Source organism: Glutamicibacter soli, from assembly GCF_003309065.1.
GTDB lineage: Bacteria > Actinomycetota > Actinomycetes > Actinomycetales > Micrococcaceae > Glutamicibacter > Glutamicibacter soli.
The window spans coordinates 51,500-66,515 of the sequence record NZ_POAF01000007.1 but is presented as its reverse complement, the minus strand read 5'-3'; the positions used below and the strand labels follow the sequence as shown (position 1 = coordinate 66,515).

General features: G+C 52.3%; 14 protein-coding genes. 12 read left to right on the top strand and 2 right to left on the bottom strand.

From position 1 onward, the window contains the following. The first annotated feature begins 10 nt into the window (after nt 1-10). The gene (gene rsmD, locus C1H84_RS14380) at nt 11-604 is read left to right on the top strand and encodes a 16S rRNA (guanine(966)-N(2))-methyltransferase RsmD (protein ID WP_113607766.1); all 594 of its coding nucleotides are present in this window, start codon (nt 11-13) and stop codon (nt 602-604) included. Here the strand turns inward: rsmD and C1H84_RS14375 are convergent. Together C1H84_RS14375 and C1H84_RS14370 are read right to left on the bottom strand one after the other, a co-directional pair. After that, complete coding sequence (locus C1H84_RS14375) at nt 572-1,354, bottom strand: spermidine synthase (RefSeq protein WP_047118927.1); 783 nt, start codon at nt 1,352-1,354, stop codon at nt 572-574. The two genes, rsmD and C1H84_RS14375, sit on opposite strands and share 33 nt — an antisense overlap. After that, on the bottom strand, nt 1,351-2,559 hold the full coding sequence (locus C1H84_RS14370; protein WP_052772340.1) for an aminotransferase class I/II-fold pyridoxal phosphate-dependent enzyme: 1,209 nt from the start codon (nt 2,557-2,559) through the stop codon (nt 1,351-1,353). Before C1H84_RS14370 ends, C1H84_RS14375 begins: the two co-directional genes overlap by 4 nt. A gap of 112 nt (nt 2,560-2,671) precedes the next feature. Between C1H84_RS14370 and coaD the strand changes: the two genes are divergently transcribed. From coaD to C1H84_RS14315, 11 genes are all read left to right on the top strand, one after another. After that, nucleotides 2,672-3,142 (top strand): pantetheine-phosphate adenylyltransferase, encoded by a 471-nt coding sequence (gene coaD, locus C1H84_RS14365; RefSeq protein WP_047118929.1) that lies wholly within the window; start codon nt 2,672-2,674, stop codon nt 3,140-3,142. 83 nt (nt 3,143-3,225) lie between these two features. Next, nucleotides 3,226-4,125, top strand: coding sequence for a UTP--glucose-1-phosphate uridylyltransferase GalU (gene galU / locus C1H84_RS14360; protein WP_047118930.1), 900 nt, complete (start codon nt 3,226-3,228; stop codon nt 4,123-4,125). Between the two features lie 114 nt (nt 4,126-4,239). Next, the gene (locus C1H84_RS14355) at nt 4,240-5,307 is read left to right on the top strand and encodes an LCP family protein (protein ID WP_113607765.1); all 1,068 of its coding nucleotides are present in this window, start codon (nt 4,240-4,242) and stop codon (nt 5,305-5,307) included. 141 nt (nt 5,308-5,448) lie between these two features. Next, the gene (locus tag C1H84_RS14350) at nt 5,449-6,297 is read left to right on the top strand and encodes an ABC transporter permease (protein ID WP_047120698.1); all 849 of its coding nucleotides are present in this window, start codon (nt 5,449-5,451) and stop codon (nt 6,295-6,297) included. 148 nt (nt 6,298-6,445) lie between these two features. Further along, nucleotides 6,446-7,165 carry an ABC transporter ATP-binding protein gene (locus tag C1H84_RS14345; RefSeq protein ID WP_047120699.1) on the top strand — a complete coding sequence of 240 codons (720 nt, stop codon included), beginning with the start codon at nt 6,446-6,448 and terminating at the stop codon, nt 7,163-7,165. Nucleotides 7,166-7,172: 7 nt separating this feature from the next. Further along, nucleotides 7,173-8,210, top strand: coding sequence for a glycosyltransferase family 2 protein (locus C1H84_RS14340; protein ID WP_047118932.1), 1,038 nt, complete (start codon nt 7,173-7,175; stop codon nt 8,208-8,210). Next, nucleotides 8,210-9,028, top strand: coding sequence for a CDP-alcohol phosphatidyltransferase family protein (locus tag C1H84_RS14335; RefSeq protein ID WP_047120700.1), 819 nt, complete (start codon nt 8,210-8,212; stop codon nt 9,026-9,028). The genes C1H84_RS14340 and C1H84_RS14335 overlap by 1 nt, the downstream gene beginning before the upstream one ends. A 38-nt stretch (nt 9,029-9,066) precedes the next feature. Then, nucleotides 9,067-9,957 (top strand): glycosyltransferase family 2 protein, encoded by an 891-nt coding sequence (locus tag C1H84_RS14330; protein WP_113607764.1) that lies wholly within the window; start codon nt 9,067-9,069, stop codon nt 9,955-9,957. A gap of 252 nt (nt 9,958-10,209) precedes the next feature. After that, nucleotides 10,210-11,544: a stealth conserved region 3 domain-containing protein gene (locus C1H84_RS14325; RefSeq protein WP_052772341.1), complete on the top strand. Its 1,335-nt coding sequence runs from the start codon at nt 10,210-10,212 to the stop codon at nt 11,542-11,544. 159 nt (nt 11,545-11,703) lie between these two features. Then, nucleotides 11,704-12,165 (top strand): FAD synthase family protein, encoded by a 462-nt coding sequence (locus tag C1H84_RS14320; RefSeq protein ID WP_047118933.1) that lies wholly within the window; start codon nt 11,704-11,706, stop codon nt 12,163-12,165. Nucleotides 12,166-12,223: 58 nt separating this feature from the next. After that, nucleotides 12,224-14,995 carry a bifunctional glycosyltransferase/CDP-glycerol:glycerophosphate glycerophosphotransferase gene (locus C1H84_RS14315; protein WP_160309076.1) on the top strand — a complete coding sequence of 924 codons (2,772 nt, stop codon included), beginning with the start codon at nt 12,224-12,226 and terminating at the stop codon, nt 14,993-14,995. Nucleotides 14,996-15,016 lie beyond the last annotated feature (21 nt).

The following is a 15,016-nucleotide window of genomic DNA, read 5'->3' as shown; positions in this document are numbered from 1 at the left end:
TACAAGAACGATGAGCCGAATCATTGCCGGCGCGGCCGGCGGCAACCCGCTGAAGTCAGTTCCCGGCGACGCTACGCGCCCGACCACCGACAGGGTGAAGGAAGCACTATTCTCGCGGCTGGAGAGCTGGGAGATACTGCAGGGAGCTCGTGTTCTTGACCTGTTCGCCGGATCCGGCGCCTTGGGGCTGGAAGCTGCGAGCAGGGGAGCCCGGCAAGTGACTCTCGTCGAAAAAGCGCCCAAGGCCGTGTCCGTGTGCCAGCAGAACGCAACCTTGGTCAACAAGGCCCTGAAGAGCGAAACGGCATCAGTACAGCGCGGATCCGTCGATTCTGTTCTTGATGGCTACTTTGACGAACCAACACGGACACCTCGAAAAACCTTCGACGTGGTCTTTCTGGACCCGCCCTATCCTTTGACCGAAGCTGAGCTTGAAACTACGCTGTACAAAGTTTCCCGGGTGCTTGCCGATGATGCGACAGTTATCGTTGAACGTTCCAGCCGGTCTCCTGAACCGGTATGGCCTGAAATGGTTCAGCTGTTCGCCGACAAGAAGTACGGGGAGACGCACCTATGGTTTGCCGAACCCGTCCAGCCCGAGTGAGTGCTTGATCTCCGACGGGAAGGGTCCCGCCGCTTGGCATTGAGCGATGCTTGACTCATCCAAACGCTGTTTGGATGCAGTCAGTATCGAGTTTCCGGGGTATCGCCTGCTAAACATTTCAGGCGAGGAACTCAACATGACAAAGGCAAAGCTTTGTTGGGCCGCTGCTACCTGCCGATCCGTGAACGCCAGTGGCGGATCGTCACCAATGTTGATGAACAACAGCCCCTGGTCGTTAAGCGCCGCGAACAGCTCCGAGTAGTACTCGGGAACGGTTAGATGCTCCGGGGCTTCCGGGCCGCTGAAAATATCGACAATTATGACATCGAATTTCTGGCCGTCGAGCTGATTGGCCAGGACCTCGCGAGCGTCGGCGACAATTGTTTCGAGGGAACAATTTACCGGCAGCGGGAGCTGCGTCAACACGAAATCGAGAAGCTCCCGCTCGATGTCGACGGCCACGTGCGTACTTGTTGGAAAGACTACGCTGGCCCAGCGGGCGAGGGTAAGCGCCCCGGCGCCCAAGTGGAGCATCCGCAGCGGTTCGCTCGGCTCTCGAAGTACCCTGAGGTGATTCGCGATCCTGGCAAGATATTCATAGAAAATTTCTTCCGGGTGGGCGAGGTTCACATGGGATTGTTCCGCTCCGCCAATCGCTAGGATCTTTGCTCCGGGTACGAGGTCGTCATCGTAGATTGTTGCATGCTCTTGGACGAATCCGAGCCAACGCTTCTGAATCGCACCAGTCATCGGGCCAGCTCCGACAAGCCGCGCAGACGATGGGCCGCTTCAATGATCACGCTTTCCTTCTTGCAGAATGCGAACCGCAGCAAAGACGAGTAAGCCTGTCGATTTTCCGGATGTACAAAAACAGACATTGGTATTGCTGCTACTCCTAGTCGCTCGGGGAGCAGCCGAGCTAAGTCAGTTGCGTCTTGATAACCCAGCTGACTTACATCGGCCACAAGAAAATACGTTCCCCTGGGGCGGAAAACAGGGATTCCCGACTCTTCCAAGCTGTCGGCCAGAAGCCCGCAAGTGTGACTCAGTGAGGCGGCAAACTGTTGGAAGAAGTTGTCTGGAAGCGACAACGCCTGTGCCACGGCTGGTTGAAACGCCGGCCCCGACGAATAGGTGAGAAACTGCTTAACTGTTCTGACGCCGGTGATCAGCTTCTCGGGCCCGGTAGCCCAACCCACTTTCCATCCGGTAAACGAGAATGACTTGCCCGCTGAAGAGATCGTGATCGTCCGTTCGAATCCGTCGGGCAAGGTGGAGACCGGAACATGGCTAAGCCCGAACGTCAGGTGCTCGTAGACTTCATCGGAAAGGATGATGCAGTCATGCTTATGAGCCAGCGCAATGATCTCATTCAATACGTCGTCGCCAAACACCGAACCGGTTGGGTTGTGCGGATTGTTCAGGATAATCATCCGCGTATTGTCGGTTACCGCGGCGCGGAGCTTGGCCAGATCTGGTTGAAAGTCTGGCAATTCCAGCTGGACCACATTGTGTTTGGCGTTCGCTAGCCCAATCATGGCCGCATATGAGTCATAGTAGGGCTCGAACGTGACAACCTCGTCCCCAGGGCCAACGAAGGCGAGAATCGCGGCAGCAATCGCCTCCGTTGCTCCAGTGGTGACGACCACCTGGGTTTCCGGATCCAGATCGAGACCATAAAACCGTCTTTGATGGTCGGCAATGGCGTGGCGGAGGGCTGGTATTCCAGAACCAGGAGCGTATTGGTTTGCTCCTTCAGCGATCGAATCCAGCGCGATTTGGCGAATGGCTTCCGGCCCTTCAGCATCCGGAAAACCCTGACCGAGATTCAGCGCATTGTGCTTGTTCGCTAGTCCGGTGATTTCTTCAAAGATCGTCACCCCCGGCGCGCCTGTCGTATCCAAGAGGTTCGCGCCGTGTGCTGTTCGCTGCCAAGGGGTGAAATCGTTGCTCATAAACCTATTATGGATCGGGGGCAGGAGCGGTCGGGTATTCGAAACGTCACTTCGTTACTTGGGTTTATCGGCAATTCACGTTTTGGCCGGTACTTCTTGATACATTCAACATATGCGTAGAGCCGTTTGCCCAGGATCCTTTGACCCGATTCACAATGGTCATGTTGAAATCATCGCTCGTGCCGCCAGCCTTTTTGATGAAGTGATCGTTGCGGTATCGACGAATTACTCAAAAAATTACCGATTCAGCGAAGAGGAACGAGTCGCCATCGTCGAGGAGACGGTCGGCGGTCTCCGTGGCGTCTCAGCTCTTCCCATGGGCCAGGGACTGCTTGCCGACTTCTGTAAGGAACAGGGAGCCGAAGCAATCGTCAAGGGCCTTCGAAGCACGGTTGACTATGCATATGAAATTCCCATGGCAACGATGAACCGTCACTTGACGGGCGTCGAAACCGTGTTCCTACAGGCTGATACTCGATTCACCCATCTTTCTTCATCTCTTCTCAAGGAAGTGCAGACGTTGGGTGGCGATGTTGCTGAATATTTCCCGCGTGCCGTGATGAAACGGTTGCAAAGGAAATGATCTGAAATTTGTATTTCCAGTCTGTAGATATATGATTGTTGATCTGTAATACTACCCGTTTCTTCTGATAGGTCGCCCCACAAATGACTCATCGTCAAATCACCAAGGCCGTGATTCCGGCTGCAGGGCTCGGGACAAGGTTTCTGCCAGCCACCAAAGCTATGCCGAAGGAAATGCTTCCTGTCGTTGACAAGCCAGCGATTCAATACGTGGTCGCCGAAGCAGCTAAAGCAGGGTTTACTGACCTGCTCATGATTACAGGGCGCAATAAGCGCGCGTTGGAAGATCACTTTGACCGTGTTCCGTCGCTCGAGTATTCGTTGGAAGCGAAAGGTGACAAGAAGAAACTTGATGCCATTCATGAAGCGACACATTTGGGTGATATCCACTATGTCAGGCAGGGCGACCCGAAGGGGCTAGGTCACGCAGTCCTTTGCGCAAAGCAGCATGTAGGCAATGAACCGTTTGCCGTACTTCTTGGCGATGACCTTATCGACGAGCGTGACGAGCTTCTTTCTGTCATGGCTGAAGTGCAACAGAAGACGGGTGGATCCGTCATTGCACTCATGGAGGTAGCCCCGGATCAAATCAGTGCATACGGTTGCGCTGATGTTTCGTCCGTAGATGGTGAGAATTTCGTCGCGGTCAACGGTCTTGTCGAGAAGCCAGCAGTAGAGGACGCACCCAGCAACCTTGCGGTTATTGGCCGCTACCTACTACATCCTCGTGTATTTGAGATTCTGGAGCATACTGCACCTGGCCGTGGTAACGAGATTCAGTTGACTGATGCACTTCAGGTTCTTGCAAGCGCTGAAGGCGAAGGCGCCGGCGTCCATGCTGTCGTATTCCGGGGTCGCCGTTATGACACCGGCGACAAGCTGAGCTATCTGCAGGCAAACATTACACTCGCGGTAGATCACGAAGACTTGGGCAAGGGTTTGAGAACCTGGCTAAAGGAATTTGTCGCAGAGTTGGATGACTAGAATTGACGAAAGACTACTCAGGATAATCACATTTATCTTGGGTAGTCTTTTTGATTGCACGAAGTCACCTGGAAGGTCCGTTGGCTTCGACGGATATTTCTCGGTGGGGTAGAAATGAACTCAAACGATGCCAATCAGGACAGCCTTATCTCGCGCAGTGCGCAATTTGGTGCTGCGAGACGCAAGAAGAAGCGCGTACGAACCATAGTTCTGTCGACACTGTCTGTCCTTCTAGTCGCGGCTTTGGGCGCAGGATATTATCTCTTCAACCTGCAACATGCTTTTAACTCGAAAACCAATACCGTCGCACTGAACTTCACTCAGGAGCAAGAGGACGCCCGGCCGGTCAAAGACCCGGACGACGGATCAATGAACATCCTTTTGGTCGGTGTTGACCATGCAGATGATGACTCCGACCAATCAGCTGCCTTGGACGGGGCTGTTAGCCAGCGTAGCGATTCCATGATGCTGGTGCATATCCCGGAGGACCGGTCCCAGATTTACATCATGTCCGCGGTTCGCGATATGTACGTGGACATTCCGGGCTATGGGAAGAACAAACTCAACGCCGCCGTTTCGCTCGGTGGTATTCCACTCCTGGTGCAGACCATGGAAGGCCTTTTCGACACCAAAGTTGATCATGTAGCCATGATCGACTTTGACGGATTCAAAGAATTGTCCACTGCCCTTGGTGGTGTGACGGTTCAGAACGACATCCCTTTCACCGCGCACGATACCGATTACTTCTACCCGAAAGGGGAGATTAATCTGGAAGGGGATCGGGCCTTACGGTTCGTTCGAGAACGCAAGTCATTCACCAACGGCGATTACCAGCGTGTCGCCAACCAGCGGAAATTCATAGCTGCTGCCGCAAACCAAATGTTGTCTGCCGACACACTTGCCAATCCCGTCAAGCTTTACGACATTGTTGACAAGGTTTCGCCCTATTTGACCTTCGACAGTAGCTTCGATGCTGCGACGCTGGTCGGTTTGGGCATGCAGCTCAAGAACGTCGATACGGACAATCTTGCAATGTTCACGATGCCAACTGCTGGCAGCTCCACCAGCGCGGATGGTCAATCCATTGAGCTCGCAAGCGAGCAGGCTATCCAACAAATCCGGGAAGCACTGAAGACCGACACAATGGACGAGTACCTTAACGAAAATCCGCCCCAGGAATAGATTGAACAAGTGATCGGCGCTACAGTTGCCCGCTCTTGGCTGGGAAAATCGTCGAAAACCTGACCCGATCTACTAGACTTTGAACATCTGTGCTTGTAAAGCATGAAGAAGTTGGTCGAAGACAATGAGGACAATTCACACATGACAGTGGCAGAGGAAGCCGACAAGTTTGGCTTGCACCGTGTGGGTGCCCGCCCAACGTTGGCCAGCTACCTGAAGCAGACCTGGGAACGGCGTGAGTTCATATACGAGCTAGCCAAGGCTCGTGTTCAGAAGCAGAACCAGCAGAATCGTCTGGGCATGATCTGGGTCGTACTCAAGCCGACGATGAACGCGATCATGTATGGCGTTATTTTCGGTGTCCTGCAGGGAGATAGCAAAGGACCTGACTTCCCGGTTTTCGTCGTCATCGGAGTCTTCCTTTTCGAGTTCTTCACGAGTTCAATGAACGGCGGCGCGAAGTCGATCACCGGTAACCAAGCCCTGGTTCAATCATTGTCCTTCCCCCGACTGACATTGCCAGTCGCCCAGGTCACGCAGAATCTCTTGACCTTGATGCCCATGGTCGTGGTCATGTTCATCTACGCGATGATCCTCGGCACAACACCCAAGTGGACGTGGCTTGTCATTATCCCGTTGCTCATGATCTTCAGTGTGTTCAACATGGGCATTGCCCTGATCTGTGCTCGAATCACCGTGCACATTCGAGATTTCACCCAGATCCTGCCGCTGATTACCCGCATGCTCTTTTATACTTCGGGCGTACTCTTCAGTGTCGACCGTATCTTGAACCACTGGCCTTGGCTCGTGAGGATCTTCGATTTCCACCCGTTGTATCAGACGCTGCAAATCGCTCGCGCAATGATCATGAACGATGCCACCTACGATCCTTTCGCCTGGATCGTGGTTTCCGTCTGGGCGCTGCTGGCGCTTGGCTTCGGACTCATTTACTTCTGGAAGGCTGAGGAGCTTTACGGCCGTGCCAATTAGTTTTGACGATCTAATAAATCCCGGGCTTCATCCGGAGTACGAACCTGCTCCGATTTTCTCCGATGACACGTCATTCATTGATGTAGTCAAGCCCGAAGATATCAAGTCCTCCACACTCACCATCGATGAAACGCGTCAGCCTGTGGTCATGGTGGACAACCTCCACGTGAAGTACCAGGTATTCTCCAGCGGCAAGGCCGTGGGCACTGCAGGGGCGAGGCGATTGCTGCAGCCAAAGATGCGTGGAGTTCGGACCGTCCATGCACTCAAGGGTGTCTCCTTCGTCGCGTACGAGAACGAATCGATCGGCATCATCGGTTCCAACGGATCCGGCAAGTCGACCTTGTTGCGAGCCATCACTGGGCTTACGCCTCCTGCCTCAGGGGCCGTTTACGCCCGCTCGAGGCCGAGCTTGCTGGGAGTCGGCGCGGCGCTGATTCCCGATCTTTCGGGCGACAAGAACATTACCCTTGGCGGCTTGGCTCTCGGCTACAACCGTCAAGAGGTCGAAACCATGCGTGATGAAATCACGAAATTCGCCGAGCTCGAAGAGTTCATTGATCTGCCCATGCGCACCTACTCGTCAGGTATGGCCGCTCGTTTGAAGTTCGCAATTGCGGCATCCAAGCAGCATGACATTCTCATTGTCGATGAGGCATTGGCAGTCGGTGATGCCAAATTCCGCAAGCGCAGCGAAGCCAAGATCCGTGAGATCCGAGAAAACGCCGGAACAGTATTCCTGGTATCGCACTCCATGAATTCCATCAAGGAAACTTGCAACCGATGCATCTGGATTGAGAAGGGTGTCCAGAAGATGGACGGCGACCCGGACACGGTCATCAAGGCGTATCAACAGCACAAGAAGTAAGTGACAGATGACTGACTTTCCTGGCGTTTCATACGTCATGCCGGTACTGAACGAAGCCGAATATCTGCGTGAGGCTGTTCAATCGATCCTCTCGCAAGAATACGAGGGCGACAAAGAACTAGTTCTTGCATTGGGGCCAAGCAGCGATACAACCAACGCGGTTGCGGAACAGCTGGCGTCCGAAGACTCCCGCATTATCCTCGTCGATAATCCCAAAGGCCGGACTCCCAACGCGCTGAATCTTGCCATCGGCAAGTCATCACACCCAATTATTATGAGGGTTGATGCGCATAGCGAGCTTCCGCCCGAGTACACCCGTCGTGGTGTCGAGACCCTGTTTCGCGTCGGAGCTCACGATGTCGGTGGACTCATGGATGCCAAGGGCAGAACGCCAATACAACGGGCGATTGCTGCCGCTTATCATTCGAAATTCGGATTCGGGGGCCCTGCGTACCACTCAGGCGCCCCCGAGGGCGAAGCTGAATCCGCTTACCTCGGAATCTTCCGACGTGAAGTTTTCGACAAGGTCGGCCTGTACAACGAAGACATGTGGCGAGCCCAGGACTGGGAACTGTGCATGCGGATCCGCCAGGCAGGCTACAAGGTCTGGTTCGATCCAGAGCTCAAGGTCGGCTACTACCCACGCGATAATTTCAAGGCGCTGATTCGCCAGTCATATGCTTCGGGCACATGGCGTGGCGAAATTGCCAGGCGCTACCCTGAAGGCAAGTCACTGCGTCACGATTTGCCGCCACTATTGCTCCTTGGCGTCACCGCAGGACTTGCAGCGACGCTCGCTGCCCCGTTCGTCAAGGGAAAGTTGCCCAAGACTGCCCGAGCAGGATTGAATCTGCTCCAGGCCGCACCGGCGGTTTACGCAGGAGCCACGGTTGCCGCTGGTATTGCGTCCAATGCTGAGAACCTCGGCGAAAAGCTTCTTGCATCCGTCGCTTTCAAAAGCATCCATTTGCCCTGGGCAGCAGGCTATGTGAAGGGCAGAGTCTTTGGAGCGGCTGGCACCTTGGACCGAGGTCGAGTTAAATGATGGTTGAACGTCCAAAAAGTCCAACCTTGGATCAACTGCGTGCAGTGTGCCAGCCCCCTGAAGTTCGGGCACGAAAGAACGCTGAGCACTGGACAGCGGAACTGTACCTTCGCCATATCTCGATCTATCTGACGGCAGTATTGGTCCGAACGCGAATCACCGCCAACGGAGTCACCGGACTGATGATCCTTGCTGGATGGTGCATGTCGCTGGCATTGCTGATTCCAGGGATCTGGGGCCCTTTGCTGGCCGTCGTGCTCTCGCAAGTTCAGCTTTACTTCGACTGCTCGGACGGCGAGGTTGCCCGCTGGCGGGCGTCGCAATCGCCGCGCGGAATCTTTATCGACATGGTCGGGCACCACACGACCGAAGCGCTGATTCCCATTGCGCTTGGCTTCCGTGTATTCAATGAACTTTCTGGCGATCCTGCAAGCGCTGGCCAAGCCTGGCCAACCCTCTTTATGGCCGCGTGCCTGTCGGTTCTCTTGGTGCTCAACCGATCCCAGTCATTAATGGTCCATGCTGCGCGCGGCATGGCAGGTCTGGGCAAGCTTCCGGATACCGCTGCTGCCCGTGCCGTACCGACTACCACGGTGATCGGCCGACTGCGTTCCCTGGCGCGCTTCCTGCCATTCCACAAACTCCTGCATGCAGTTGAGCTCAGCCTGATTATTCTCCTGTGCTCCGTCATTTCCGCGGTGCTGGGTTCACCTGGCAGCGCTGAAAAGTGGATGATCTGGATCCTGTTGCCGGCTTGCATACTCGTGAATGTCGGTCATTTTCTTTCCAACATGGTCTCGTCTAGGCTCAAAGCCTAAACGGTCCATTTTCAACACAGTTCGTTAAGCAGAGGGACATGTCACAACGGAATATACCGGCGGTCGGTGTCGTAGTACTGACGATGGGGAATCGACCGATTGAGCTCCGACGCGCGCTAGAGTCCCTGCTGGCACAGACATCTGTCGAAATTGACGCTGTCGTCGTGGGAAACGGCTGGGATCCGGTCGGCATCCCAGAGCAGCTCGGTACGTTATTCCTTCCAGAGAATCTGGGAATTCCTGCAGGGCGCAACGCAGGCGTTTCGAAGGTAAGCGGTGAGTACCTCTGTTTTCTTGATGATGATTCCTGGTTCCTCGACGATGATTTTCTGATTACCGCAGTTCGGCGATTCGAACAGTACCCACAGATGGGGCTGTTGCAGCCTCGAATCACAGATCCAGACCATGAAGACCAGAACCCAAGACGCTGGATCCCCCGGCTCAAGAAGCGAACGGCCGTTGAACCCAGCAAGGTTTTTCACGTTGGCGAGACATGCTTAGTTGCCCCACGGGAAATATTCGACCAGACCGGTGGCTGGGCTGGTGGTTTTTGGTATGCCCATGAAGGTATTGAGCTTGCCTGGCGAATCTGGGATACTGGCCGCTATGTCTGGTATGCGGGGGACATGCGAATCGGACATCCAGTTGTTGATCCGAGGCGGCACGACGAATTCTACAGATTGAATGCGAGAAATCGCGTTTGGTTGGCGCGCAGAAACCTGCCATCGCCGTTCATGTGGATCTATCCGACCGCTTGGATGCTGCTTGAATGCCTGAGGCTCAGAAAAAGCCCGGGTGCTGTCCGGCAGTATGTTGATGGATGGCGTGCGGGATGGAAAGGGAGCCCTTGGTACAGGGAACCACGTGCGAAGTTGAAGTGGCGCACTCTGCTACGTATGACTCTTGCCGGTCGCCCACCCGTGCTCTAGCCAGATTTAGGTATTGGTGTTCAAAGTTTTCCGATGGCCCCAGCTGGAAATTCCGGTAGTATCAGTGCGCCTAAGTGGCGGAATACGGTATCTTCAAGTGAGCTTAACTGGCATTTTTATACAATAAGTGAACTGAATGTAAAATAGTCAAGTACAACGCATGTCTAGTGCGTACTTCTCGAGTGCCCAGCGCGGGTGGATGGTGTGTTTATTTTGGGAATTCGTGGATGGAAAGGTCAGCTGGCTCGCACGATGCCTAGCTCCTTCTGGCAGCGGATCCTTGATTGGCGTACGAAAACCACGGCATGCAGTTCTCTGAATATTCGGCAGATCCATACTGAAAATACCGTTTCGACACGGCATCTTGCTGAATTCTTGGGCTTGGCCTACGCAGATGATGCCGTACGTCAGGCGACTACGGTCGATGGCAGCTCCTGGGCAATTTTGTCGGATGCATTCGAAAAACACGGATTTAGTCTTGTCAAAGTAAAGCATGACGCAGTGGGCTATGGAGCGATCGAGGCTTGGAGCGTGATCGCCCCGAAGGAATTCGGCGGCACCCTGCGCGACGACCGACACGCTGGGCTAGGCGCAATTTGGGTTGTCTATTCCGATGGCAAACCGCAAGTTCCGGATGTTCAAGATTTTACGGAACCCATCGATGTAGTCTACACATGGGTAGACGCTGCAGACGCCGATTGGCAAACCTCCTACCGCCGTTACAAGGAACTGGTTCCCGCAAACGGGGCCCACGAGAGTAGCCGCGATCTCGCGAGATACACGTCCCGAGACGAGCTGAAGTACTCCCTTCGATCGCTGGAAATGAACCTGCCGTGGGTTCGGAACATCTTTCTGGTCACCGCTGGCCAAGTTCCAGAATGGCTGCGCCAAGATAATAGCAAGATCAAATTGGTTGATCATCGGGACATCTTCGACAATAGCGAAGACTGCTTGCCGACCTTTAACTCCCATGCAATCGAGACCCAGATCTCCAAGATTGAGGGCCTCTCCGAGCATTTCCTCTACGTAAATGACGATATTTTCTTCGGCCGTCCGCTGTCGCAAAATACCTTTTTCACTGCTAGCGGTGATGTGAAATACGCCCTGGCCAACAAACACTATTCCGAAGCATCGAATCCCCGATTGGCAGTCAACCAAGCGGCTCAACGGAACGCAGATCTTATTTTTGACAAGTATGGCCGCACGACTGCGTTGAAATTCCGGCACGTCGCTCATCCGCAACGTTTGCTGATCCATGACAAGATCCGAGAGTACTTCCCGAGCGCGGTCAATGCCACTGCCAGGCATAAGTTCCGTCACGTAGATGACATCTCTGTTCCGTCATCTCTAGCGCACTACATCGCGGCCGCCGAAGGACTTGGCGTGCCCGCCGAAATTGACTATGCATATGTTGATCTCGGTGGCGACCATTTGGCATTGAACCTCTACAGGCTGCTGGTAGGTTCAGGCAAGCAGATGTTCTGCCTGAATGAAGTAGCAACGGTTTCCGAAAAGGAATTGCGGGGCAGGATGGCCAAACGCGTTCTCAATTCGTTGTTCCCGTACAAGTCGTCATTCGAAAACTGACAGCTGATGCAGCACGTTGGGCTTGGCCATGCGTAATTGAACCTCGAATCCGTCACTTCGGAGGGAATCGCGGCGTGTGGGCGACGGCACGAGAATGTAACTTGTAAAATTGAGCCAGTCATCGAGTGAAGATTGGGCTGTAATACGTAGGAGGACCTTATGCCGAAAACTGTATTGACCTATGGCACGTTCGACTTGTTCCACATCGGACACCTGAATATCCTCAAGCGTCTGAAGGAAAAGGGCGACCGATTGATCGTCGGCGTTTCGACCGATGAGTTCAACGCCATCAAGGGTAAAAAGCCTGTTGTGCCGTTCGAGCAGCGTCGGGAGATCGTAGAATCCATCAAGTACGTTGACTTGGCCATCCCGGAAGAAAATTGGGAACAGAAGCGTCTGGATATCGCGAAGTACGATGTCAAGGTCTTCGGCATCGGCGAAGACTGGAAAGGTAAGTTCGATGACCTGGGCGATGAGGTCGAAGTCGTCTACCTGCCGCGAACTGCTGGAATTTCCACAACTGAAATGAAACGGGTGCTCAGTGAGTTTGATGAACGGCACGTCGAGTCGTTGAAAAACACCTTGGATACGCTAAGTCAGATCGTGAAAGAACTGAGCTAACGATTAGTATGAGAAAGATCCGGAAATAAGTATGTCCCATAGTCCTGACATTACAATCGTGCTCGCTCACTTCAATGACGGCGAGCATGTAATTGACGCTGTACGTTCAGTGTACGGTCAGACACACAAGAACATCGAGCTCCTACTTGTCGATGATTGCTCTACAGATGGAAGCGCAGAGACTGCTAGGTCAATCGTCGAACAAGACCCCCGTGGCCGGTTCTTATCGCTCGACGTCAATTCAGGTGGTGTAGGTGGCCCCCGAAGCAGGGGTCTTGAAGAAGCACGAGGAGATTATGTACTCTTCTTAGACAGCGACGATACTTTAGACCGTCATGCGTGCAAGAATCTTCTTCATGAGGCCGAAACCAGCGATGCGGACATCGTGATGGCTCGAACGCGGAGATTCGAAATCGAAGCGCAACGCTGGAAAGGATGGCACGACAAACTCTACGTTTCCCGTGAATACTATGAGTCTATCGAAGATAATCCTGAGCTAAGCATCGATACCATCGTAGTCGCAAAGCTCTATAAAGTAGAATTCCTTAGAAAAAATTCGATCCAATTCCCTACGGATATTCATTATGAAGATCTAGTATTTTCCGCCAAGGCATTCATGAACGCCTCTGGTATTTCCGTGATCCCGCAGTCGGCTTATGTTTGGAATATATATCCGAATGAAGTCCGTAAATCTATAACAAATCAAAGAGACTCAATAAAGAATCTTATTTACAGGCTTGAAGCGTTGACGCGCGTTGAAAAGGCTGTGGATTGTTCGAAAAACCCGGGTTTATTTAGTAGGCTTCAATTAAAAATTCTTCGCCATGATGCTCGATTGTATTTGAACGATATCGTGTCCCACGACGATGAGCTGGCCTTGGAGATTCTTAAAGTCCTAAAGCCCTTCCTTTTGAAGGTCAGCCCGGAGGCGTACGCGCAATTGGACGTCCCAGAGCGTTTCCTGTATGGCGCCGCACTAATGCTTCGTCCGGATATAGTTCGCGATGCTTTCACGATGATTAATAAAAGAGCTACTTGGATACCACCCCTTGAGCCAGATGTTGAGTCGTCGACTTACAGGTGGCATTCTGAATCCACTAATGAGCTGTCAACTGAACCACTCTGTGGTGCGTTGCTTTCAGTAGACAAGAGCGATGTTGAAAGCACTCCGTGGTTCCAAGTTGAGTGGTATCACGAAGTTCGTGAAATTCAGGTGAACAGCGGAATACTGTCCGTCAGAGGGCGAACTTTTGATCCAGGTGCAAAGCTTTCAGCCCTAAGTAGCCCTAATCTCTCTTTGCGGATATTTTCTCGCGGGAAGAATAAATTTTCAAAAATTCTCAAATGCGAAAATGTCGTTTATGACGGCCAATGGGTGCTTTGGGACGCATTAATCACGGTCCCCGCCAATTGGCCGGCGGTAGATGTCGATAAAATTGGAATACGTCCAAGAATTTCGAATCAGTTAACTTCGCGAGAAGGTCATCTGGTTATACCTACTTCAATAAAAATACCTAAAAAAAGGCTATTTAATCGAGGTTTGATCAATAGGATCGAAGCATATCGCTATAGAGTTTACCGTACTGTCGATGGAACAATGGGAGTGAGGCGATTAAAATCTGGAACGAAGCGGATTTTGGTTCGCCGAATTATTTCCCCAGTTTCGAAATATCGTGTTATCAAAGACTCCGTTTTTGATCGGCCGGTTAAAACTAACTCCTTAAGATGGAAAACAATTTATTCGCTCCTGAGGATGCTGCCTCTTGACTCGGATTCAACTCTGTTCGAATCCCATATGGGTACTTCGACCTCGGATAGTCCTGGGGTAATTTCCTCTACACTCGCGAGCCATTACCCGAACCACAAGCAAAATTGGTCAATTGCGCAAAGCAAAATCATTGACGGTGATTACAATTCAGTTACTCGTCATTCTGCGAAATACTTATATGCGTTAGCCCGCTCCCGATACTTAGTTGATAATCAGTCTTTACCCTCGTATTTCGTAAAACGGAAGTCGCAGATATACCTTCAACTTTGGCACGGCATTCCGCTGAAGCGCATGGGTTTGGACGAGCCTGATTTTGCTGATGCGTCAATGGCTAAAAAGCGAGAGCTCGTTAAAAAGGCGAGCTATTGGGACTACCTGACAGTACCGAATCCATACTTTGAAACCACCTTCGTTCCTGCATTCGGATACAAGAATGAATTGTTGAAGTATGGGTCGCCCCGAAACGATATCCTAGCTAAATTGGACAATTCAATGGCCGACAACTTTCGCATCATGCTGGGGTTGCCGCGTGATAGAAAAATAGTTCTTTATGCTCCAACATTTAGGGCAAATAGCCGGAATTCTAAGCGCGCGATAAAGCTTGAGTTGGACCTGGAAGGCTGGATAGATGATTTGGGTGATGATTGCATTCTTTTAATTAGGGCGCACTATCTGAATAAGATTTCAATCCACCCTAAATTTGCGGGAAAAATTGTCGATGTTTCTGGAATTGATGACATTTCGTCGCTTTTTGCTGTTTCGGACCTACTTATCACCGATTACTCAAGTGTGATGTTTGATTACTGCACGTTGGATCGCCCGATTCTTATATACGCCTACGACTACGAAAATTATGTTAATGACGAACGTGGAACCTATTTTTCACTAGAAGAATTCTCTCCTGGTTTGATTGTCAAGGATCAGCAGTCGCTTCATAAGGCTGTTTTGGAAAGATTGACAGTTGATCTCGACAAAGATGAACGGCATAAATTTTCGCAGCGCTTCGCAGGGTTTGAAGACGGGGATTCTGCGGATCGTACGGTTGAGCGGGTATGGGGATAATAGTGAACTTACCTTTTAAAA

What these genes read in the sequence shown, in the direction of transcription:
- C1H84_RS14325 (WP_052772341.1), top strand. Translation starts at nt 10,210, where the DNA reads ATGCCTAGCTCCTTCTGGCAGCGGATCCTTGATTGGCGTACGAAAACC.
- C1H84_RS14355 (WP_113607765.1), top strand. Translation starts at nt 4,240, where the DNA reads ATGAACTCAAACGATGCCAATCAGGACAGCCTTATCTCGCGCAGTGCG.
- galU (WP_047118930.1), top strand. Translation starts at nt 3,226, where the DNA reads ATGACTCATCGTCAAATCACCAAGGCCGTGATTCCGGCTGCAGGGCTC.
- C1H84_RS14370 (WP_052772340.1), bottom strand. Translation starts at nt 2,559, where the DNA reads ATGAGCAACGATTTCACCCCTTGGCAGCGAACAGCACACGGCGCGAAC.
- C1H84_RS14345 (WP_047120699.1), top strand. Translation starts at nt 6,446, where the DNA reads ATGGTGGACAACCTCCACGTGAAGTACCAGGTATTCTCCAGCGGCAAG.
- C1H84_RS14375 (WP_047118927.1), bottom strand. Translation starts at nt 1,354, where the DNA reads ATGACTGGTGCGATTCAGAAGCGTTGGCTCGGATTCGTCCAAGAGCAT.
- coaD (WP_047118929.1), top strand. Translation starts at nt 2,672, where the DNA reads ATGCGTAGAGCCGTTTGCCCAGGATCCTTTGACCCGATTCACAATGGT.
- C1H84_RS14330 (WP_113607764.1), top strand. Translation starts at nt 9,067, where the DNA reads ATGTCACAACGGAATATACCGGCGGTCGGTGTCGTAGTACTGACGATG.
- C1H84_RS14335 (WP_047120700.1), top strand. Translation starts at nt 8,210, where the DNA reads ATGGTTGAACGTCCAAAAAGTCCAACCTTGGATCAACTGCGTGCAGTG.
- C1H84_RS14340 (WP_047118932.1), top strand. Translation starts at nt 7,173, where the DNA reads ATGACTGACTTTCCTGGCGTTTCATACGTCATGCCGGTACTGAACGAA.
- rsmD (WP_113607766.1), top strand. Translation starts at nt 11, where the DNA reads ATGAGCCGAATCATTGCCGGCGCGGCCGGCGGCAACCCGCTGAAGTCA.
- C1H84_RS14320 (WP_047118933.1), top strand. Translation starts at nt 11,704, where the DNA reads ATGCCGAAAACTGTATTGACCTATGGCACGTTCGACTTGTTCCACATC.
- C1H84_RS14350 (WP_047120698.1), top strand. Translation starts at nt 5,449, where the DNA reads ATGACAGTGGCAGAGGAAGCCGACAAGTTTGGCTTGCACCGTGTGGGT.